Origin of the sequence: Corynebacterium lujinxingii (assembly GCF_014490555.1) — a bacterium.
Classification (GTDB): Bacteria; Actinomycetota; Actinomycetes; order Mycobacteriales; family Mycobacteriaceae; genus Corynebacterium; species Corynebacterium lujinxingii.
The window spans coordinates 678,819-699,020 of sequence record NZ_CP061032.1; the positions used below are offsets into that span (position 1 = coordinate 678,819).

Annotated in this window: 15 protein-coding genes; 6 read left to right on the plus strand and 9 right to left on the minus strand. The window is 65.5% G+C overall.

Annotated elements, in window-relative coordinates; translation table 11 throughout:
* Window positions 1-6: 6 nt before the first annotated feature.
* Window positions 7-1,062, plus strand: a complete 1,056-nt coding sequence (locus IAU68_RS03330; RefSeq protein ID WP_171194490.1) for an HNH endonuclease signature motif containing protein — start codon at window positions 7-9, stop codon at window positions 1,060-1,062.
* On the opposite strand, the gene IAU68_RS03335 is transcribed toward IAU68_RS03330, so the two are convergent.
* Genes IAU68_RS03335 through IAU68_RS03350 form a run of 4 tightly spaced genes read right to left on the minus strand, consistent with a single transcriptional unit; the run spans window position 1,059 to window position 5,807 of the window.
* On the minus strand, window positions 1,059-2,795 hold the full coding sequence (locus tag IAU68_RS03335; protein ID WP_171194489.1) for an acetyl/propionyl/methylcrotonyl-CoA carboxylase subunit alpha: 1,737 nt from the start codon (window positions 2,793-2,795) through the stop codon (window positions 1,059-1,061). The genes IAU68_RS03330 and IAU68_RS03335 overlap by 4 nt on opposite strands.
* Before the next feature lie 15 nt (window positions 2,796-2,810).
* Window positions 2,811-4,358: a 5-oxoprolinase subunit B/C family protein gene (locus tag IAU68_RS03340; RefSeq protein ID WP_171194488.1), complete on the minus strand. Its 1,548-nt coding sequence runs from the start codon at window positions 4,356-4,358 to the stop codon at window positions 2,811-2,813.
* Window positions 4,355-5,110 (minus strand): LamB/YcsF family protein, encoded by a 756-nt coding sequence (locus tag IAU68_RS03345; RefSeq protein WP_171194487.1) that lies wholly within the window; start codon window positions 5,108-5,110, stop codon window positions 4,355-4,357. Before IAU68_RS03345 ends, IAU68_RS03340 begins: the two co-directional genes overlap by 4 nt.
* A 55-nt stretch (window positions 5,111-5,165) precedes the next feature.
* Entirely contained in the window at window positions 5,166-5,807 is a 642-nt protein-coding gene (locus tag IAU68_RS03350) for a GntR family transcriptional regulator (RefSeq protein WP_171194486.1), read from the minus strand.
* Between the two features lie 152 nt (window positions 5,808-5,959).
* Between IAU68_RS03350 and ppk2 the strand changes: the two genes are divergently transcribed.
* Entirely contained in the window at window positions 5,960-6,808 is an 849-nt protein-coding gene (ppk2, locus tag IAU68_RS03355) for a polyphosphate kinase 2 (RefSeq protein WP_171194485.1), read from the plus strand.
* Here the strand turns inward: ppk2 and IAU68_RS03360 are convergent.
* Window positions 6,805-7,365: a DNA-3-methyladenine glycosylase gene (locus IAU68_RS03360; RefSeq protein WP_171194484.1), complete on the minus strand. Its 561-nt coding sequence runs from the start codon at window positions 7,363-7,365 to the stop codon at window positions 6,805-6,807. The two genes, ppk2 and IAU68_RS03360, sit on opposite strands and share 4 nt — an antisense overlap.
* Complete coding sequence (locus IAU68_RS03365) at window positions 7,362-8,138, minus strand: HAD family hydrolase (RefSeq protein ID WP_171194483.1); 777 nt, start codon at window positions 8,136-8,138, stop codon at window positions 7,362-7,364. Before IAU68_RS03365 ends, IAU68_RS03360 begins: the two co-directional genes overlap by 4 nt.
* A 40-nt stretch (window positions 8,139-8,178) precedes the next feature.
* Between IAU68_RS03365 and IAU68_RS03370 the strand changes: the two genes are divergently transcribed.
* Window positions 8,179-9,162: a 3-hydroxyisobutyryl-CoA hydrolase gene (locus tag IAU68_RS03370; RefSeq protein WP_171194482.1), complete on the plus strand. Its 984-nt coding sequence runs from the start codon at window positions 8,179-8,181 to the stop codon at window positions 9,160-9,162.
* Between the two features lie 8 nt (window positions 9,163-9,170).
* On the opposite strand, the gene IAU68_RS03375 is transcribed toward IAU68_RS03370, so the two are convergent.
* Window positions 9,171-10,571, minus strand: a complete 1,401-nt coding sequence (locus IAU68_RS03375) for a histidine-type phosphatase (protein ID WP_171194481.1) — start codon at window positions 10,569-10,571, stop codon at window positions 9,171-9,173.
* Window positions 10,572-11,017: 446 nt separating this feature from the next.
* Here IAU68_RS03375 and IAU68_RS03380 point away from each other — a divergent pair, with 446 nt between their 5' ends.
* Window positions 11,018-12,409: a glyceraldehyde-3-phosphate dehydrogenase gene (locus tag IAU68_RS03380; protein WP_231699121.1), complete on the plus strand. Its 1,392-nt coding sequence runs from the start codon at window positions 11,018-11,020 to the stop codon at window positions 12,407-12,409.
* A gap of 8 nt (window positions 12,410-12,417) precedes the next feature.
* Complete coding sequence (locus IAU68_RS03385; RefSeq protein WP_171194479.1) at window positions 12,418-12,858, plus strand: hypothetical protein; 441 nt, start codon at window positions 12,418-12,420, stop codon at window positions 12,856-12,858.
* Here the strand turns inward: IAU68_RS03385 and IAU68_RS03390 are convergent.
* Window positions 12,836-13,957: a glycosyltransferase family 4 protein gene (locus IAU68_RS03390; protein WP_171194478.1), complete on the minus strand. Its 1,122-nt coding sequence runs from the start codon at window positions 13,955-13,957 to the stop codon at window positions 12,836-12,838. The two genes, IAU68_RS03385 and IAU68_RS03390, sit on opposite strands and share 23 nt — an antisense overlap.
* Window positions 13,958-15,151 (minus strand): NAD-dependent epimerase/dehydratase family protein, encoded by a 1,194-nt coding sequence (locus IAU68_RS03395; RefSeq protein WP_171194477.1) that lies wholly within the window; start codon window positions 15,149-15,151, stop codon window positions 13,958-13,960. It lies immediately after the preceding gene.
* Between the two features lie 203 nt (window positions 15,152-15,354).
* On the opposite strand from IAU68_RS03395, the gene IAU68_RS03400 reads away from it, so the two are divergent.
* Window positions 15,355-20,202 (plus strand): carboxypeptidase regulatory-like domain-containing protein, encoded by a 4,848-nt coding sequence (locus IAU68_RS03400; RefSeq protein ID WP_187767834.1) that lies wholly within the window; start codon window positions 15,355-15,357, stop codon window positions 20,200-20,202.

Below are 20,202 nucleotides of genomic sequence, written 5' to 3' on the forward strand. Positions count from 1 at the left end.
TGGGGCATGAATTCGTTTGCAGCACTCGTGGAGGCGATGTCGGCGTCAGCGTTGGAGACGCTGGCCGGCTTCGACCTCGACGTTGCGCTGGCCGCAGGCTTCGCCCCGGACCGGGCGCGGGCGTTATCGCGGCTGCAGGCGGTGTATTTCGGGCCCACGAAGTTCACCCGCAAGCAGCGTGAGGCGCTTGCGCGGGCGAGCGGGTTTTCGTTGGATGAACTGCTGCTGATTGAACGCCGCATCGCGAAGGTGTCGGATGTGGCCGCGCGGTGGGGGCTGCGGCTGTCGCTGCTTCAGGTCGACGGTGGCTACCGGGCGATCGAGCGCGCCGCCCGCGAGGTAGTACCGGCCAATGACGCGCCAGCATCGGATGCTGCGAAGTTCGGCCCTGCCCGCAACGGGAAGAAGACGCTGCATTTAACCCTCGACGAACGCGAGATCACCGATATCGAGTTCGCCGGACGCCAGGGCATCGATCCCGCGAAGCCGGCCGCGGAGCAGATCGCTAAGAATTTGGCGTCGATCTTTTTCGGCGGTGGCGGGGTGGCGCGTGCGGTGCCGCGTCCGATCCTCGCGGTGGGGCTGCCGGATTTCGGGCGGATTATGGCCGGCGAGGGCGACGACGTCGTGTTGGCGTTGTCGGATGGGACGACGATGACCGGTGCGGAGTTTCTTACCGCCCAGTTCGGCGACATCCTCGAGGTGGCTGCGTTTCACCCGGAGGCCGGTGCGGTGAATCTGTACCGGACCGAGCGGCGGGCGAATAAGAAGCAGCGCGATTTGGCGAAGATGGTCTCGCCGGTGTGCGCGTTCCCCGGCTGCCGGCACGGAGCCGATGCCTGCGAGTTGCATCACGTCACCGCGTGGAAACACGGCGGTGAGACCAATCTGGACAACCTGGCGCCGCTGTGCCGCTACCACAACCGGGTCAACGACGATGACCCGTGGCGGAAGAAGCGCGGCCGGATCGCGATGATCCGGGGCGCCCCAGTATGGATCTCACCCCGCGGCTACCCGATGAAAAACACCGACCACGGGGTGATGGACCGATTGTTCGGCTAGGAAATAGTGGCGATCGTCGCGTTGGCTTTCACACGTTCGCCCTGCTTGGCCGCGAGGGAGATTTGGCCGTCACGGGGGGCCTTGATCTGCGATTCCATTTTCATCGCCTCAATGGTGGCAATGGGGTCGCCTGTTGCGACGACATCGCCGTCGTCGACGAGCCATTCAACGATGGTTGCCTCGTACTTCGTCGTTACGGCGTTTGCCGCGTCTCCGGCGGGGGCCGCGTCTGAGCCGGTGTCCGCAGAGGCGCCGCCCGCACCGAGAAGTGCGACCGGGAAGCCGATGGTGTGGAGTCTGCCGTCGATTTCGACGACGACGTCGCGGCGCTCGTCGTAGATGTGCTCGATGTCGACCCCGTTGTGGTTGGCGGACGGGGAGTAGTTGTGGTCCACCCAGTCGGTGTAGACGTCGAGGGAATCGCCGGTGATCTCAGGGGCTTCGACCATGTCGCGGTGGAAGGGGATGACGGTGCGCACACCTTCAATGGTGAACTCGGACAGCGACTGCTTCGCGCGAGCGAGCGCGGTGTCGCGGTCCGGGCCCCACACGACGAGTTTGCCCATCAGGGAGTCGTAGTACGGCGGGATTTCACCGCCGGTGCGCACGCCGGTGTCGATGCGCACGCCGGGTCCGGTGGGGACGTCGAAACGCGTCACGGTACCCGGCGAAGGGGCGAAGCCGTTGGTGACGTCCTCGGCGTTGATGCGGAACTCGAATGCGTGGCCGCTAATTGCCGGGTCGGTCGTGTCTCCGCCGACAAAGGACAACGGCAGCCCGTCGGCGATGCGGAACTGCTCGGCGATGATGTCCACGCCGGTGACAGCCTCCGTGACGGGGTGTTCGACCTGAACACGGGTGTTGACCTCCAAAAATGACACAGTGCCGTCTTCGGAGACGATGTATTCCACCGTGCCCGCGGACTGGTATCCGGCCTTGCGGATAATCCCGCGCGCACCCTCCTCGATGGCGGTGCGCTGCTCGTCGGTGAGGAACGGTGCGGGGGCTTCCTCGATGAGTTTTTGGAAGCGGCGCTGGGTGGAGCAGTCGCGGGTGCCGAGGACGGCGACGTTGCCGTGGGCGTCGGCAAGCACCTGCGCTTCGACGTGGCGGGGGTGGACGAGGAATTTCTCCACGTAGCACTCGCCGCGCCCGAACGCCTCGCGTGCTTCGCGGCCGGCGGAGGCGAAGCCTTCCTCGATGTCGGCTTCGTCGAACACGACCTTCAGGCCGCGGCCACCGCCGCCGAATGCTGCCTTGATGGCGATCGGCATGCCGTGTTCGTCGGCGAAGTCGCGCGCTTCCTCCCACGTCTCGAGCGGCTCGCCGGTACCCGGCGCCAGCGGAGCGTCGGCCTCGACGGCGAGCGCGCGGGCCGAGAGTTTGTCGCCGAGCAGCTCGATCGCGTCGGGCGACGGGCCGATCCACGTCAAGCCGGCCTGTTCGACGGTGCGGGCGAAGTCGGCATTTTCGGAGAGGAACCCGTAGCCGGGGTGGAGGCAGTCGGCACCGGCGCGGTGTGCGATCTCGATAAGCGCCGGGATGTTCATGTACGTTTCAGCAGATGTCTTGCCGGGCAAAAGGTATGCCTCGTCGGCGACTTGGGTGTGCAGTGCGCCGGTGTCGGGTTCGGAGTACACGGCGATGGAGCGGATGCCCATGTCGCGGGCGGTGCGTGCGATGCGGACGGCGATTTCGCCGCGGTTGGCGATGAGTACAGCGTTCAAAGTCATGATCGGTCCTAAGCGTTAGAGGGGGAATCGTTCGAAGCGCAGTTTGGCGCCTGGGGGAAGTTGGGCGGCGATGTCGACGTCTTCGTTGATCACGGTGGCGATGACGGGGTAGCCGCCGGTGACGGCGTGGTCGCGCAGGAAGAGCACGGGTTGTCCGGACGGTGGGATTTGTACGGAGCCTGCGACCATGCCTTCACTGGGCAGTTCGCCGTCGCGTTCGCGGCGCAGCGGCGCGTCGGATTCGAGGCGCAGTCCGACGCGGTTGGAGTCGCCGGTGACGGTGAAGGTGGTGTTGAAAAATTGCTCGACGGCGTCGTCACCGAACCAGTCGTCGCGCGGGCCGAGTACGCAGCGCACCGTGCCGACGACGTCTGCGCCGTCGCGCTCGACGCGCAGCGGGTTGGTCAACAGCGAGTTGGCGGATTGCGGTTTGGCCAGCGACATTGCGATCTGGTCGCCGCTGGAAAGCGGCTCGGGGCCAAGCCCGGAGAGCATGTCGGTGGCGGCGGAGTCGAGTTCGGTATCGGCGATGAGCCCGCCGCGCACGGCGATGTAGGTGCGGAATCCGAGGCGCGCTTGCTTGACGACGACCTCTGCTCCCGCCGGCACAATCGTCGGCGTCGCAAGTGGCACGGGGCGGCCTCCCACGGTGACGTCGGCGTCGGCGCCGGTAACGCAGATGACGGTTTCGGTCAGGGCGGTCATCGAAAGTCCACCGATGTTTTCCAGCAGGGTGGCGTTGCGTTTGTTGCCCACGGCGGCGTTGGCGGTGCGGGCGGAGGCGCGGTCCGCCGAGCCCGACGTGGTGACCCCCAAGTTGCCGTTGCCCTGGCGGCCGAGGTCCTGGTAGAGGGTTTGCAGGCCGGCGTCGTCCAGGGTGAACACGGGGCGCCGGGGTGGGGTGTCGAGGTGGTGGCGGGCGGTGGCGCGGTCGTCGTCAAGCGTGGCCACGGCGCGGTAATGCACCCGGTCACCCGGGGCGACGAGCGCGGGTGGGGTGGCGGTGGAGTCCCACATCGGGGTGTTGGTGGTGCCGATGAGCTGCCAGCCGCCGGGGGAGGTGCGCGGGTAGACGGCGGAGAAGTCGCCGGCGAGCGCGACGGCGCCGGCGGGCACGGCGATGCGCGGGGTGTCGCGGCGCGGGATTTCGAGCGCGCGAGAGGCGTCTTCGGGCACGCAGTACGTGAACCCGGGGGCAAACCCGCCGAAGGCTGCGACCCAGGTGGTGGAGGTGTGCCAGTCGATGAGTTCGTTTTCGCCCATGCCGAGTGATGTCGCCAGCGTGGCGATGTCTTCGCCGTCGTAGCGCACGTCGATTTCAATGTCGCGCGGTGCGGTGCGCTCGGCGGCGGCCGGGCTGTAGGTGGAAAGCGTCTCGATCGCCCGGGTCGTCGCGGTGGGCGAGTCGAAGGTGAGCAGCACGGTGCGCGCCGCGGCGACGACGTCGGTCTGGTGGTCGAGCGGACTCGCGGACAGCGCGGCGTAGTAGTTCATCACTGTGGTCAGGTCCGGCAGGTCGACGATGAGCCCGCGGGTGCCGACGCGTTTGACGTTTGAGCTCATAGCACGCTCGCAATCGTGATGTTGTCGGCGCGAAGCTTTTCGACGACACGCCGCGTCAACTCCACCGATCCCGGCGAGTCGCCGTGCACGCACACGGATTCGGCCTGCACGTTGACCTCGGTGCCGTCGACGGCGGTGACCGCACCGGTGGAGGCGACCTGGAGCACACGCTCGGCGACGGCGTCTGGGTCGTGCATGACCGCGTTCGGCTCGCGTCGCGACACGAGGGTGCCGTCGGGGTTGTAGCCGCGGTCGGCAAACGCCTCGCGGATCACCCGAAGGCCGGCCTGTTCGGCGATGTCTACGGCCACGCCGCCGGGCAGCAGCATGACGGCGAGATTCCGGTCGAACGCCTTGATGCCGTCGATGACAGCGCGTGCATGGGCTTCGTGGTGCACGATCGTGTTGTAGAGCGCCCCGTGGGGTTTGACGTAGCGCACCTTAAGCCCGCGGGCCTGCGCAAGGGCGTCGAGGGCGCCGATTTGGTAGAGGGTTTCGTCGGCGAGTTCGCCGGGGGTGTAGTCCATGAAGCGGCGGCCGAAGCCGACCGGGTCGTTGTAGGCGACGTGTGCGCCCAGGGTGACTCCGTGGGCGGCGGCGTCGTCAAGCGTGGCTGCGATGGAGTGCGGGTCGCCAGCGTGGAATCCGGTGGCCACGTTCGCGCTGGAGACCATGCTCAGCATCGCCTGGTCGTCGGCGACCGGGTTGCCCGCGGTCGTTTCTCCGAGGTCGGCGTTGAGGTCGATATGCATGACCCTAGTTATACCGCCCGAGCAATGTGACCCCGGGCATAAGGGGGTGTGAGGTTTAACCCACCTCTCCGTTGTTGATCCGTTCGAGCATATCGATGATCTCGGTGCTGAGTTCGAGGAGCTGTTGCTGGAGGAAGTCCGAGGCGCCCTGGCGGTCGTCGTTGCGCAACAGCTCCACAATGCGCTCGTTGACCTCGATGAAGCGGCGGTTGAACGACGGGTCGCGCTCCAGGATCGGCAGGGTGGCCAGGCGGAGGAACGCGTCGAGCTGGTCCATCGTGTCGCCGAGTGTTTTCGAACCCATCGACGACAGCACCACGTGGTGGAATGCCTGGTTGACGGCGATGAACAGGTCGTCGTCCTCTTCTTCGATGGCGACGCGGCCTTCGGCGTTGAGCTCCTCGAGGCGGTCGACGTCCAGGTCGGTGCCCCACAACAGCGCGGCGGGCTCGATCGCGGCGCGGGCGCGGAAGGTGTCGGTGATGAACTCCGCCGAGGGGGTGGCCAGGAACACGCCGCGGTTGGGGATGCGCTCGCACAGCCCCTCTGAGGTCAACATCGCGAAGGCTTCGCGCAACGTGTTGCGAGAAACCCCGAAGCGCTCGGCGAGGGCGACCTCGTTGAGCTTTTGCCCGGGGGCAAACTCGCCGCGCGAAATCGCTCTGCGGATTTCGGCGGAAACGTTATGAGCAAGCATGACATCCGTGTTCAGTCGGAGGTACTGTGCACGATATCGGCAGGTAGTACCCAATTGGAGTAATTGCTCAAGAAGTATAACCCATATATTGTTCAACAATGTGAGCACGCTGGATTGTGGCGCGTACCCCGGGGGTAGGTACGGTTACAACCATGAGCCAAGCCAAGAAGCCGCCGAAGTTGTCCCGCGAGGCCTACGAAAAGGAGTTGCTGCGTCTGCAGGCCGAGTTGGTCGCGATGCAGCAGTGGGTCGTCGAAAATGGCGAGCGCGTGGTCATCGTCATGGAGGGCCGCGACGCCGCCGGCAAGGGCTCCGCGATCAAGCGCATCACCCAGTACTTGAACCCGCGCCAGTGCCGTGTAGAGGCGCTGCCGAAGCCGACGGACCGCGAGGCCGGCCAGTGGTACTTCCAGCGCTACGTGGAAAAGCTGCCCACCGCAGGCGAGATCGTCATTTTTGACCGCTCCTGGTACAACCGCGCCGGTGTGGAGCGCGTGATGGGGTTTGCCACCTCCCAGGAGTACCGCCGCTTCTTGCACCAGGCGCCGATCTTCGAGCGCCTGCTCGTCGAAGACGGCATCATGCTGCGCAAGTACTGGTTCTCCGTCTCAGACGAGGAGCAGTACAAGCGGTTCCAGTCGCGCCGCAACGACCCGCTGCGCCAGTGGAAGCTCTCGCCGATGGATTTAGAGTCCATCACCAAGTGGGAGGAGTACTCCCGCGCCAAGGACGAGATGTTCGTCCACACCGACATTCCGTCGGCGCCGTGGTACACGGTGGAAAGCGAGGACAAGAAGCGCTCGCGCATCAATGTCATCTCGCACCTTTTGTCCACGATTCCGTACGAGCACATCACCCCGGACTTGCCGGAGATCCCGGATCGGCCGGAGATTACCGACTACGAGCGCCCGCCTCGCGACGAGTTCCGCTACGTCCCGGACGTGGCCGCGAAGTTGGAGCGCGGAAAGCAGAAGAAAAAGAAGAAGAAAAAGAAGGACTAGCGAGGGTACCCGCGCGGGGTGGAGACCGTCTTATCGCGCGGGATCCAAAACCGCCACGGCGCGTCGGCGTTTTTGGAAATCCCGATGCGCGGGCCTGCGACCCACTCCGGCTCGTGGGTGCGCGGGGTGATCTCCACCGGCGTGCCGTTGTCGCCCAACCCCAGCCCGAGCGCCTGGCCTAAGTTGCCGGGCCCGCGGGCCAGGTTCTCAAACGGGATGAGCGCGCGGTCGGGCCGTTGCCGGCGCTCGCGTGCCAGCGCCTCGCCCGCGACGACCTCGCCGCCGCGCATGAGACAGCCCTGGCCGACACCTTCCGGCGCGCAGACGATGTTGCCGTTGTGGTGAATGCCGTAGGAGAAGTAGACGTAAAGCCGCCCGGGCGGGCCGAACATGGCCGCGTTGCGGGCGGTTTTGCCGTTGTAGGTGTGCGCGGCAGGGTCGTCCGCGCCGAGGTACGCCTCGACCTCGGTCAGTCGCACCGTGACCCCGTTGTGGGTGATCAAACACCCGAGCAGTTGCGGCGCGACGACGTCGGCGGTTTGCGTGAAGTCGATCATTGCAACCACTGCCTTAGCTTTTCGACGACCGCGTTGTCGGCATTCGTGCCCACCACCTCATCCGCGGCCTTCTTGACGTCCTCGTGCGCGTTGCCCATCGCCACGCCGTAGCCGGCGGCGCGCACCATGCCGAGGTCGTTGAGGTAGTCGCCGAACGCGGCCGTGTCCGACATGTCCACCCCGAGCGCACCTGCGAGTTGCTCGAGCGCGTGGCCCTTGTCGGCTTCGGGTGCCATGACGTCAATCCAGTGCTTGCCGCTGACCACCACCCGAAGCTCCGGGGCGTGATCGCGCACCCACGCGTAGCCGTCGCGCTCGGCGTCGGTGTCCACGTAGATGGCGATCTTGATGACTGGGCCGGTGGCGTCGGCAAGCCGCGTCACCGTGGTGCGCGACGCGTAGTACTTGTCCACTTCCCGGTCCACCGCCTCCGGCAGCGCGAGCGTGGCGGCCACGGTGGGGGAGCAGACCACCACGTGGGCCGGAAACGGCGCGTCGTCGAGGGCGTCGATGAGGCGGCGCGCGGCGTCGTCGTCAAGCGGTGTTGTGGAGACCACCCCGCCCGCGTGCCACACCACCGAGCCGTTTTCCGCGATGAACGTCTCGCACGCGGGAAACATCTGCCGCAGGGTCGCCAACTGCCGCCCGGAGGCGGGGGTGAGGGTGACGCCTTGGGCGGTGGCGTCGTCGTAAAGTGGCCAAAAGCTCTCGGGCACGCGCCCCTGCGGGTCGAGGAGCGTGCCGTCCATGTCGAGTGCGATCAAACGGTGCATTGGCCCCACACTACCGGTGTGATGTGCAACACTGGGGTGCATGACTGAGTTCGTGAAAACCGATGTCCGCGGCACCACCGGTGTGATCACGCTCGATCGGCCGAAGGCGCTCAACTCGCTCAACCCGGAGATGGCGCGTGCCATCGACGAGACGCTGAAGCGCTGGCGTGGCGACGACACCATTTCCCAAGTCGTCATCCAATCGTCGGCGAAGCACTTCTGCTCCGGCGGCGACGTGCGCGCGGCACGGGAGGGGGTGCTCGAGGGGCGTTTGGACGACGTCGACCGGTTCTTCAGCGAGGAGTACGCGATGAACGTGGACATCGCGAACTACCCCAAGCCGTATATCGCGCTGTGTAGCGGCGTGATCATGGGCGGCGGCATGGGGGTTGCAGCCCACGGTTCGCACATGGTGGCCACCGAGGGCGCGTTTGCCTCCATGCCGGAGATGAACATCGGGTTTATCACCGACGTCGGCATGTCGTGGCTGTTTCAAAACCTGCCGAAGCGCCCGTCGCTGGCGCTGGGGAAGTTCCTCGCGCTGACCGGCTACCGGCTTACCCCCGACGACATGCTTGCCACCGGCCTTGCCACCCACAAGGTGGCCTCGCTCGAGGGGGTGCTTGACGGTGTCGTCGAGAAGGGGCCGGCGTACCTCGACGAGATCGCGCTTGAACCGGGCGAATCCGCGCTTGCGTCGCTTTACGACGACATCGAGGCCGCCTTCCAAGGCACCTGGCCCGAAATTTCGTCGCGTTTGACCGGCGAATTCGGCGACAAGGTGGCGGAGCTAACCAAACAGGCGTCGCCGTCGTCGCTGGTCGCAGCCACTGAGCTGTTCCACGCGAACGCCTCGCACGACCTCGCCGCAGCCATCGACAACGAGCGCCGCTTGGCCGCCGTAATGGTGCGCGAACCCGACTTCGCCGAAGGGGTGCGCGCGGTGCTGGTGGACAAGGACCAGTCCCCGAACTTCGCCCCGCAGCCAGAACCCGGCAAGTACCGGGACGTCCTGCGCAATTAGTTATTGGGCTAGCGGGGCATCAGCTGCGTAATGACCTGCCCACCAAGGCCGAGCAGAGCCCAGACCGAGAAGAAGGCCGCGACGGCAATCGCGATGACTTCGGGTGCGCCCATCTTGCTGGACGACGTTTCTGGCGCCGGAACGGGCGTCGCGGTCTCGGTGAGGCGGGCCTTTGCGTGGTCTGAGGTTGCGCCCAGCGGGAGACAGTCTTCAAGCTCATCGAGCGTGTAGAACATCGAACCTTCTTCGATCGGCACGCAGCCGGAGTGGAACGGAACTTCGGCCTCGTTGTACAGCATCCGGACGATGGTGTCGTCGTTGTCGTTTTGGAACGCGTCCCATTGAATGTTCGCTCCCATCGGTGCGACCTTGTCGCCACGCCACGAGGAGTTGGAGTAGTCCATGACCTGGTTCGCCGGCACGCCCTTCTCCGAGCCCGGCAGTTTCAATAACGCCGCTAGCGGAACGATGGTCTCCGCGTGGCCGAAACGGAACTCGGCCGCGGTGTCACCGCCCTCAGCGCGCTCGCGCACACCGTCGAGCATGTGGTCGAGCAGTGGCGCGAAGTTGTCGTAAGAGACGGTCTGGCCCTCAATGGCTGGGCCCTTCTCGTAGTAGTCCTCGACATCGAGAAGGTATGCGAATGTCGGGCCGTCGGACTCATCCATGTATTCGTCGAAGATCCAACCTTCGGCGGGCTTCGCCGGCTCTTCCTCCATGGCTGGGGCAATGATGTAAAGGTTGTAGAACTGCAGGGCGGCATCCACGATGCCCTCAACGGTCTTGTCTTTCTTCTCAACGCCGACGAACGTCAGGGTGCCGTTATCGATCGCGTCGATGAACTCCGGCGCGAAAATCTTTCCCAGTAGGCTCGTGGCCGCCTCGCGGGATGCGGGTTTTGCGTAGGCTTGCTCCACCTTTTCTTCGAGTACGTCGCTGTCGGCCCACGCTTTATATGCCTCGTAGCTCGGCGCGGTTTTGTCCTTGTGCGCGTAGAGGAGGTCTCGGCGGGGCTCGAGCTCTACATGGCCGTCGGCCGTACCGTACGTGAGGTTGTCGGTAAGTTCCGGATTGGTTTCAAGCAAGCCGCTGCCGAAGTACCAGCCGGATTCAATCGCGCGGTCCTCACCGGAGGACAGAAAACTAATGGAGTGCTTTTCGCGGTCGATAGCGTCGAACAGTTCCGCGTTGCGCCGCGCGTTGCGCTCGCCGATGCCGTTCAACTCGGCGCGACCGAAGGCAGTGAGGTTGCCGTAGCCGCCTTCACCCGGACCGGTCAGTTCGCGGTTAGCTTTGCTCATCGCCTCGACCTGCGGGATGAGGCGTTCGCCGAGTTCCGTGAGCTGACCGCGTTCTTTCGCGGCGGTGAGCATCTGGCCGGCGAGGTCGTCGTACTTGAATGAAGACAACCCTCGCGATCCGTGGCGGTTCACCGAGCTCGTGTAGATCTGCTGAAAACCTTCGGGGGCTTTGCTGTAACTGTCGATGGTTCCGGCAGGGAAGTAGGGCTGCTTTGTGGAATAGTACGTCGCGGTGTCGGCGCTGGCAGCCGCAACGTTGCTGACAGCTACAGACGCAGCTGCGATTACACATACAGCTCGACGGGAAAATATGGACATGGGAAGCGGGCTCCTTACAGGGGGGACAAGGCCACTGCCGAGGCTAAACCTCCGAGATGAAATTAAAGTGAACACACGCTAGGGGATCCTTGCCCGGCGGGTTCGCGCAGGCGCTAAAGTATGTGGCGGTGTGGGGCTGAAATTGCCCCCGATTCCCACACGCTGAAGGAGCAACGTTGACCGAAACCACCAACCCCCGCGACGACTGGAACCACAAGCTCACCCTCGCCCAGGAGATGCTGCCGCTGATCAGCCGCCTGCACCGCGAGCACACTGCGGTGACCTCGGTCTACGGCCGCCTGCTGGTGGGCGTCACCGACATCGACATCATCAAGGCGCACCGCTACGCGCGCCGCATCGATGAAAAGGAGCTCCCGCTCGACGAGACCCTGCCGATCCTGCGCGAGCTGGTGGAGATGGACCTCGGCACCGCCTCCATCGACCTCGGCCGTCTGGCCAAGGAGTTCAAGCACTCCGACGAGCAGGACCTGCGCGCGTTTTTGGACCGCGAGCTGGCCGACGTCATCGGCGCCTCCTCCGAGCTGCAGGGCCGCGACGTCGTGCTCTACGGCTTCGGCCGCATCGGCCGCCTGCTCGCCCGCATCCTCGTCGCACGTGAAGCGATGTACGGCGGCGTGCGCCTGCGTGCGGTGGTGGTGCGCAAGAAGGGCGACATCGACATCATCAAGCGCGCCTCGCTGCTTCGCCGAGACTCCGTCCACGGCGCCTTCAACGGCACCATCACCGTGGACGAGGAGAAGGAGATCATCTGGGCCAACGGCACCCCGATCCAGATGATCTACGCCAACGACCCGGCCGAGATCGACTACACCGCCTACGGCATCGACAACGCGATCGTGGTGGACAACACCGGCGCGTGGCGCGACCGCGACGGCCTGTCCAAGCACCTCGAGTCCAAGGGCGTGGACCGGGTGCTGCTCACCGCGCCGGGCAAGGGCGACATCCCGAACATCGTCTACGGCATCAACGAGGACATGATCGGCGACGACCGCGTCCTGTCCGCCGCGTCATGCACCACCAACGGCATCACCCCGGTGCTGAAGGTGATCAACGACCGCTACGGCGTCAAGCACGGCCACGTCGAGACCGTCCACGCCTACACCAACGACCAGAACCTGGCCGACAACTTCCACAAGGGCAACCGCCGCGGCCGCGCCGCCGGCCTGAACATGGTGCTCACCGAGACCGGCGCCGCCAAGGCCGTCTCCAAGGCGCTGCCGGAGTTTGAAGGCAAGCTCACCGGCAACGCAATCCGCGTGCCCACGCCGGACGTGTCCATGGCGGTGCTCAACCTGGACCTGGAAAAGGAAGTGGACAAGGACGAGGTGAACACCTTCCTGCGCCGCGTTTCCACCCACTCCAACCTGCGCCAGCAGATCGACTACATCAACTCGCCCGAGGTGGTCTCGACCGACCTTTTGGGCACCACCCACGCGTCGGTTGTCGACGGCCTGGCCACCATCGCCTCCGGCAACCACCTCGTGCTCTACGTCTGGTACGACAACGAGTACGGCTACTCCCACCAGGTGGTTCGCGTGGTTGAGGACATCGCGGGCGTGCGCCCGAAGGTGTACCCGGAGCGCAAGGATCCCTCTGAGATCCAGTAACTAGGGTCATGCGCCGTAAGCTCGCCGTCGTTGCCAGCGTGTTCGCGCTGGCTGGTTGCGGTGCGCACGGCACGGAGATGGGGCTGCAAGACGCCGCGCTCTCCGGGGACTTTATCGTCGCGGATGTGGCGGGGTCGGGGGTGGAGCGGGCCTACGTATTTTGCCCGTACACGGACAAAACCGAAGCGCAGCGCCTCGGCTTCGACCCGAGCGACGTGCCCGGCATCGACGACAATCTCCAGGCCTGGGAGACGGCCTCCGGCATCGGGGTAATAGCAGGCGGCCGTGCGGAGATCGAGTGGTTCGACCCGCGCCGGGTCGACGCTTGCGGGCCGGGGGTGGAGCCGTACCAGGAGATCGACCCGGTGGCGACGGTGCACGGGAGTGTCGAGCCCCGCGAGTACGCGAGCGGGGAGATCGCCGAGGTCATCGTCTTGCGCTTCGAATGACCTCGCCGTAGTAGCCCAGCACGGTTTCGGTCGAGGCGCGCCACGTCCAGCGCTGCGCCTCGGCGCGCCCGGCGGCGGACATGCGCGTGCGGGTGTTCGGATCGGTGAGCAGTTGCGCGATCGGGTCGGCCCAGGCGGCATCGGGGGCGTTGGGGTCGACGAGGACGCCGGTGTCGCCGTCGTCGACCACAAACGGCAGCCCGCCGGCGTTCGCCGCCACCACCGGCACGCCGGATGCGAATGCTTCCAGCGCGGCGAACCCTAAGGTTTCGGTGGTGGAGGGAAACAACAACACGTCGCCGGAGGCGTATGCGGCGGCGAGGTCGTCGCCGGAGAGGTAGCCGGTGAAGGTGGCCCAGTCTGGGGCGTGGGAGCGGAGGTCGTCGTAAAGCGGGCCCTCGCCCACGAACGCGATGCGAGCGCCGGGGACTCGCTTGCGCACTTCCTCCATGATGGGGATGCAGCGCTCGACCGATTTTTCCGCGGAGATGCGACCGACGAACAACACGAGCGGTCCGTCGCCGCCGAGGCGGGCGCGCATCTCGGCGGTGCGTGCAGTCGGGGTGAAGCGGACCGTGTCCACCGCCTTCGGCCACAGGCGCACGTTATCGATGCCGTAGTCGGCAGCCTTGTCCATCATCGGCCCCGAGGTGACCAGGTTGACCTTCGCGCGGCCGTGGAAGGTGCGCAACCCCCACTTCGCGATCGGGTTGACCCACGGGATGCCGAGTTTGAGACAGTATTCCGGCACGTCGGTGTGGAATGAGGCGACGACGGGGTAGCGGCGCGAGACGAGCAGCGTGGACCAGCCGGCGGTCCAGATCGGGTTGATCGCGTGGACGACATCCGGGTTGAACTCGCGGAGTTTGCGCAGCGTGCGCGGGCCCATCATGCCGTGCTTGACCTCGGGGTAGACCTTGAGGTCGCGCGAGCGGATCGGCACGACCTCGAACCCGGCGTATTCAGCGGGCGGGTTGCCGGGGGCGAAGATGATGACCTCGTGGCCCATCTCGGCCAGTTGGTCGAGATGGCGGGTGGTGCGGGTGACCACCCCGTCAATCTTCGGCAGGAAAACCTCAGTTAACAGCGCGATGCGCATCTACTTCTCGCCTTGGGGCACGCCCTCGGACTGCTCGGCGGTCCACAATGAGCGCGCCGGGATCTTCGTCCGGTCAGCGCGGTCGGCGTACTTCTTCGCCACGTCTTCGACCTCCATGAGCAGCCCCTCTTCCAGCTTCGTCGGCTCCAGGCCGAGATCGAGGAAAGCGTCGTTGACCACGTGAAGTTCGTTTTCCGCGGATTCCTTGCGCGGGTTGGGCACCATCTGCACCTCCGCGCCGGCGATGCGGCCAATGAGTTCGGCGAGGTCGCGCACGCGGTGGGTTTCGGTCATCTGGTTGAAGATCTTTACCCGCTCGCCGCGCGCCGGCGGGTTCTCAATCGCCAGTTGGACGCACTTGACCATGTCGCGGATGTGGATGAACGCGCGGGTCTGCCCGCCGGTGCCGTGCACGGTCAGCGGGTAGCCGATGGCGGCCTGCATGAGAAAGCGGTTGAGCACGGTGCCGTAGTCGCCGTCGTAGTCGAAGCGGTTGATCAGGCGCTCGTCGCGAAGCGTCTGCGGGGTGTGCGTGCCCCAGATGATGCCCTGGTGCAGATCCGTGATGCGCAGCTCGTCGTTCTTGGCGTAGTAGGCGAACAGGTGCTGGTCGAGCACCTTGGTCATGTGGTAGATCGAGCCCGGGTTCGACGGGTAGAGGATCTGCTGCTCGACCTCGGTGCCGTCCGCGTCCACCTTCACATCCAGGTAGCCTTCCGGGATTTTCATGCCGGCGGTGCCGTAGCCGTAGACACCCATGGTGCCCAGGTGCACGACGTGGATGTCTTGTCCGGTCTCCACAATGGCGGCCAGCAGGTTGTGGGTGGCGTTGACGTTGTTGTCCACGGTGTAGCGCTTGTTGCGCGGGCTCTTCATCGAGTATGGGGCGGCACGCTGCTCGGCGAAATGGATCACGGCGTCCGGCTGGAAGTCGCGGAGGAACGCTACGAGGTCGTCGTAGTCCTCGGCGACGTTGATGTTGTGGAACGCGATCTGGTTGTCGGAGACTTCACGCCAGGCGTCCAGGCGCTCGTCGACACTGGCGATGGGGGTGAGTGATTCGGCGCCGAGTTCGTCGTCGATACGCCTGCGCGAGCAATTATCGACGATCGCAACCTCATGCCCGAGGTCAGACAAGTGCAGGGATGCCGGCCAGCCACAAAATCCGTCGCCGCCCAATACCGCAATTTTCACCGACAAACGCCTTTCATTTCACTTGGCACGTTCTCGGACACGGTACATGCCCTACGCCGTCGGCGCCGGGTATGTGCAGCGCGCCACCCCGAAGGTTTTACCCGGGTGAGACCACGTTCCGTCGATGAATCTAGATGCGGTTGAGCAGACAACTAAGTGGTAATCTTTCCGGAGATTTCACGCTGAACACCAAGGGAGCCCCCATGCCGCGTCGAGGAAACTCTGTGCGACCGCGCCATACGCGCATTACCGCGACTGCGCTCGCGCTCGCCCTTGCTGGACCCGCTGTACAGGTGCCGCTGGGTACGGGCGTGCCGGTCGCGCACGCGCAGGTCGCCCCGATTCCGCAGGTCGGTCTGAGCCACGGAGCGGTGCGCCAGACGTTCGGGGTGAACCCGGACTGGGAGGCGTCGGTATTCTTTAACGGAGCGATGCAGGTGAACACCGTCGCGATCGACTTCGTGCCGCAGAAAACGGGTCAAAGCTCCTTGGAGCGCCCCAAGGAAGCGCCGAAGGACGACCCGGTGTTCAATGTCATTCCAGAAACCGCGACCTACACGGTGAAGCACTACAAGTTGGTCAACCGCCGAGCGGTCGAGGCGGGATCGTACGAAGTGACTGGCCGCAGGAGCCAGGTTCCGACGCCGAGCGGCCACTGGGCCATCCGCATCGCGTACGAACTGCCGAATGTTGCCGTCGAACCAGGCGACCGGCTCGCCCTGTACGCCCCGGGTATGGGGACGAAGTACCCGAAGCCGCTCGCCGGCGGCGACATCCGTTTCACCATGCCGCGTGTCAACTCCGGGTTCGGCGGAACGATCCGGGTGCACAACCCCGATTCTGAGCCGGTCGGGCAGCCGAAGCTGCTGGTCCAGCAGGGCGGCACGTCAACCGAAACGCCAGTGAACGAAGACGGCACCTACGACCTGACCATCAACGGCGCGTCGGGCACCTACGCCCTCAAAGTGGTTCCGCCGGCAGGGTTCGCCACACCTGAAACGAGGATGTGGGACGTGTCCCAGGACGCGCCGGAGCCGGACTTCGATGTCTACCCGATCACGGTCACCGGCCGGGTCCTCGACGCCTCCGGTCAGCCGGTCGCCGGTGCGCGCGTGAGCGTCGGCGGCCGTAGCGCGCTGACCGACGCCAACGGCAACTTCACCGTGACCAAGGTGCCCACCGGCACGCACAACCTGGTCGTTGGCGCGACCGACCGGACGCAGGAGACCACGCGTTCGAACTTCACCGTCCGCGACCAGCGCGACAACCCCATCGGATCCCCGATCAGGGTGCAAGACAAGCAGCAGTACGGCTCGATTACCGGAACGGTTGCCGGCGTGCCCAATGGAGCGACGGTGCGCGTTCGCGCCGCAGGAACGGGTGTCAGCTTCACGATCAGCGTGCAAAACGGCACGTACGCTCTCGACAATATTGAAACCGGCAACTACACCGTCGAGGTGGTCGGCGACACGCTGCCCGCCGGTTACTCAGTGACCGGCCCGCGGCGGGTGAGCGTCGCTCCGAACGCGACCTCGCACGCGAACTTCACCATCACCGCCGACAAGGTTGACGCGAGCGTCAAGGTCATCGACGAAAATAACGCCCCGGTCAGCGGCGCGTGGGTCACCGTCGCCGGCAGCAGGCGGGAAACGGACACGAACGGCGAAGTGACGTTTACCGGTGTCACACCGGGTAAGCACACCGCAAAGGTTGTCGAGTCCGATACCTACAGCGGCAACTCACAGGCCTTCGAGGTCAAACCCGCAACCGGCGGCGCCACCACGGTGAAGGTCGGCTCACACAACCAAGTCAGTGGCACGGTCGTCGACTCGCTCGGTGACGCCGTGGCGGAGGCAAATGTTGTCGTCAAGCAAAATGGCATTGAGGTGAAAACTTTCCGCACGGACGCGGACGGAAAGTTCGACGCCGGCAGGTTGCCCGGCGGCACGTACACCGCGCAGGTGCAAAAGACCGACCGTTACGGCGCGAACTCGAAGTCGTTCACCGTCACCGGCACGTCCGGCACCCCGTCGGTGGATCTCACCGTGCCGCTGCACCGCGGCGCAGTTGAGATCACGACCTCGGGCGATGCGGACCCGGAGTCCGTCGTCGTTGTGGGTGGCCCCAACGAAGTGACCGAGATGCTGACGAAGACGAACGGCAAGTACATCCTCACCGGCCTGTACCCGGGCAACTACAACGTGACTGCCAAGGCTCCGAGGAACCACACCGTCTCCAGCGACAGGCCCGTGCCACTGACCGTCGAGCCCAACCAGACTGCCACGGTAGCATTCACTGTCACCGCCGACGACGGCTCGCTTACGGGCGTGCTTGTCGACGAGTTCAACACCCGTCTCCCCGGCGCCTCCGTGACGCTGACTGGTCCGGACGGAACCTCGCGCACGGTTCAGGCTGGTTCAGACGGTTCTATCGAAGTCGATGGTCTGCGCCCGGGCAAGTACACGGTGCTCATCGAGGCTGACGGCTACGAGCCGGTCGAGCAGAGCGTGAAGATCGGCCCCGGTGAGAGCAAGCACCTAAATGTGCCGGGGTTGGTGGCGATGCCGGGAAGTATTTCGGGCAAGGTTGTCGACGAGTCCGGCCACGCGGTTTCCGGCGCCACCGTGACGTTGACTGGCCCGGATGGGACGCCGCGCACGGTTCAGGCTGGTTCAGACGGTTCGCTCAACGTCGATGGCTTGCGTCCCGGCGAATACACGGTGCGTATCGAGGCGCCTGGGTACGAGCCGGTCGAGCAGACCATCAACATCGGTCCTGGTGAGAGCAAGCACCTAAATGTGCCGGGGCTGGTGGCGAAGCCGGGAAGTATTTCGGGCAAGGTTGTCGACGAGTCCGGCCACGCGGTTTCCGGCGCCACCGTGACGCTGACTGGCCCGGATGGGACGCCGCGCACTGTTCAGGTGGGTGCGGACGGTTCGCTCAACGTCGATGGCCTGCGTCCGGGCGAGTACACGGTGCGTATCGAGGCGCCTGGGTACGAGCCGGTCGAGCAGACCATCAACATCGGTCCTGGTGAGAACAAGCAGCTCAATGTGCCGGGGCTGGTGGCGAAGCCGGGAAGTATTTCCGGCGACGTTATCGACGATGACGGCAACCCTGTTGCAGGCGCCACCGTGACGCTGACTGGCCCGGATGGGACGCCGCGCACTGTTCAGGTCGGTGCGGACGGTTCGCTCAACGTCGATGGCCTGCGTCCCGGCGAATACACGGTGCGTATCGAGGCGCCTGGGTACGAGCCGGTCGAGCAGAGCGTGAAGGTCAACCCTGGTGAATCGGTTTCTTTGGGCGCAATCCCCCTTACCAAGAAGCCAACCCCGACCCCGAAGCCGACTACGTCGAAGCCGACTCCGACGCCGACCACGACGCCGACCACGACGCCGACGCCGGCGACGACTTCGATGCTGATGCCCACTACGACCACACCGAAGCCGAGCTACCGGTGGGAGCCGGTCGTGGTCAAGCAAGGCGAAGTCGGGTTGACCGATCCGAAACAGCAGGGCACCAACGCGAAGCCCCCGTCGACGGGATTCAAGACCGTCGGCGTCACGCAGGTGAGCAAGGGCGGCGGCAAACAAGAGTCCATCCCGGTCGAGGATTGGATTCAGGTCGAGGACGACGGCACGATCGTGGCCACGCCGCCCGCCGGGGCCACACCGGGCGAGTACGAGGTGGAGATCGAAACGCCGTCGGGCACCCGCGAGAAGGTCACCGTCCAGGTGACACCGCAGCCGCCGATGGCGCAGCGTTACGACGTAACCGGCCCGACCGTCGCCGCACCGGCTGGTACCGTGCGCACCGCGCCGTCGCTGCGAGCACAGGTCACCGAAGCAGGATTCGTCTACGACGATCGCGTCCTGCCGCCCGGCACGACATTTGACGTGCAGCACGAGTGGGCGAGCGTCGACGCCAACGGCCGTGTGACGTTCAGCCCGCCGAAGAACGCCAAGCGTGGCAATTACGACGTTTCGCTGGTGATCAATTACCCGGACGGGTCGACGGACACGGTGACGGTGACGTTCGTTGTCGGCGACCCGCTCTACGCGGACCTGCTCGATTACGGCTACGAAGAGGGCCTGCAGGTGCTGCCGGGCCGCACCGTGACACTGCTTCGCACGAGCGAAGCCGCGCTGCCGGAGGGCACCACCTTCAAGATCAAGGGCGGTGCGGATCTTTCCGGCTGGTCGGCAAACGTCGACGAGGTCACTGGCCACGTCCGTGTTACCGCACCTGAGTCCGGCGGATCCGAGGTGACGGTGCCGGTCGTCGCGTACTTCCCGGACGGCTCCTCGCTGGAGCGCAACGCGGGCGCTCGCTTAGCGACGACCACCGCACACGCCGCCACAGCCGCCCCCGAATACACCGCAACGGTGGCGCGCCCGGGCGAGACTGTGCTCGCAGAGATCAAGCGCGACCAGCCTGCCGGCGCGTCGTTCACGGTGGTCGACGACGGCGGGCTCGATGTCGGTGTGGACAAGAACTCCGGCGCGCTGAAAATCACCGTTCCGAAGGACGCGCAGCTCGACGAGACGTACAAGGTCACCGTGCGCGCGGTGTACCCGGACGGCAGCGCCGGCGAGGTCGTCGCCGAGGTGCTGACCCAGTCGGACGCGCAGCGCTACGAGTTGGACTTCACGGGTGCGAACGTGCCCGTCGGTGGTGTGGCCACGCAGCAGCCGTCGGCGAAGGTGCCGGACGGCACCAGGTTCAGCACCGACGGGTTCGACGAAGCCGGCTGGAAGGTCACGATCGATGAGGTCACGGGCCGGTTGAGTGTGTCGTCGACAAGCGATGTGCCCGTCGGTGCGAAGGCGAATGTGCCTGTGAAGGTGACGTACCCGGACGGCTCGACCGAGACGGTGAACGTACCGGTGGTTGCCCAGGCCGAAGCGGGCGGAGGCTCGTCGATCGGTGGTTCGTCGGTGAGCAGCAGCTGGATTGCTGTGCTGCTCGGCGTGCTCGCGCTGCTGGCCGGCGCGGGCTACGGCGCGTGGCTGAATCAGGACAAGATCATGGAAGCGTTGAGGGGTTAA

Coding starts and splice junctions, on each gene's coding strand:
- IAU68_RS03330 (WP_171194490.1), top strand. CDS start 7: ATGAATTCGTTTGCAGCACTCGTGGAGGCGATGTCGGCGTCAGCGTTG.
- IAU68_RS03335 (WP_171194489.1), bottom strand. CDS start 2,795: ATGACTTTGAACGCTGTACTCATCGCCAACCGCGGCGAAATCGCCGTC.
- IAU68_RS03340 (WP_171194488.1), bottom strand. CDS start 4,358: ATGAGCTCAAACGTCAAACGCGTCGGCACCCGCGGGCTCATCGTCGAC.
- IAU68_RS03345 (WP_171194487.1), bottom strand. CDS start 5,110: ATGCATATCGACCTCAACGCCGACCTCGGAGAAACGACCGCGGGCAAC.
- IAU68_RS03350 (WP_171194486.1), bottom strand. CDS start 5,807: ATGCTTGCTCATAACGTTTCCGCCGAAATCCGCAGAGCGATTTCGCGC.
- ppk2 (WP_171194485.1), top strand. CDS start 5,960: ATGAGCCAAGCCAAGAAGCCGCCGAAGTTGTCCCGCGAGGCCTACGAA.
- IAU68_RS03360 (WP_171194484.1), bottom strand. CDS start 7,365: ATGATCGACTTCACGCAAACCGCCGACGTCGTCGCGCCGCAACTGCTC.
- IAU68_RS03365 (WP_171194483.1), bottom strand. CDS start 8,138: ATGCACCGTTTGATCGCACTCGACATGGACGGCACGCTCCTCGACCCG.
- IAU68_RS03370 (WP_171194482.1), top strand. CDS start 8,179: ATGACTGAGTTCGTGAAAACCGATGTCCGCGGCACCACCGGTGTGATC.
- IAU68_RS03380 (WP_231699121.1), top strand. CDS start 11,018: ATGCTGCCGCTGATCAGCCGCCTGCACCGCGAGCACACTGCGGTGACC.
- IAU68_RS03385 (WP_171194479.1), top strand. CDS start 12,418: ATGCGCCGTAAGCTCGCCGTCGTTGCCAGCGTGTTCGCGCTGGCTGGT.
- IAU68_RS03390 (WP_171194478.1), bottom strand. CDS start 13,957: ATGCGCATCGCGCTGTTAACTGAGGTTTTCCTGCCGAAGATTGACGGG.
- IAU68_RS03400 (WP_187767834.1), top strand. CDS start 15,355: ATGCCGCGTCGAGGAAACTCTGTGCGACCGCGCCATACGCGCATTACC.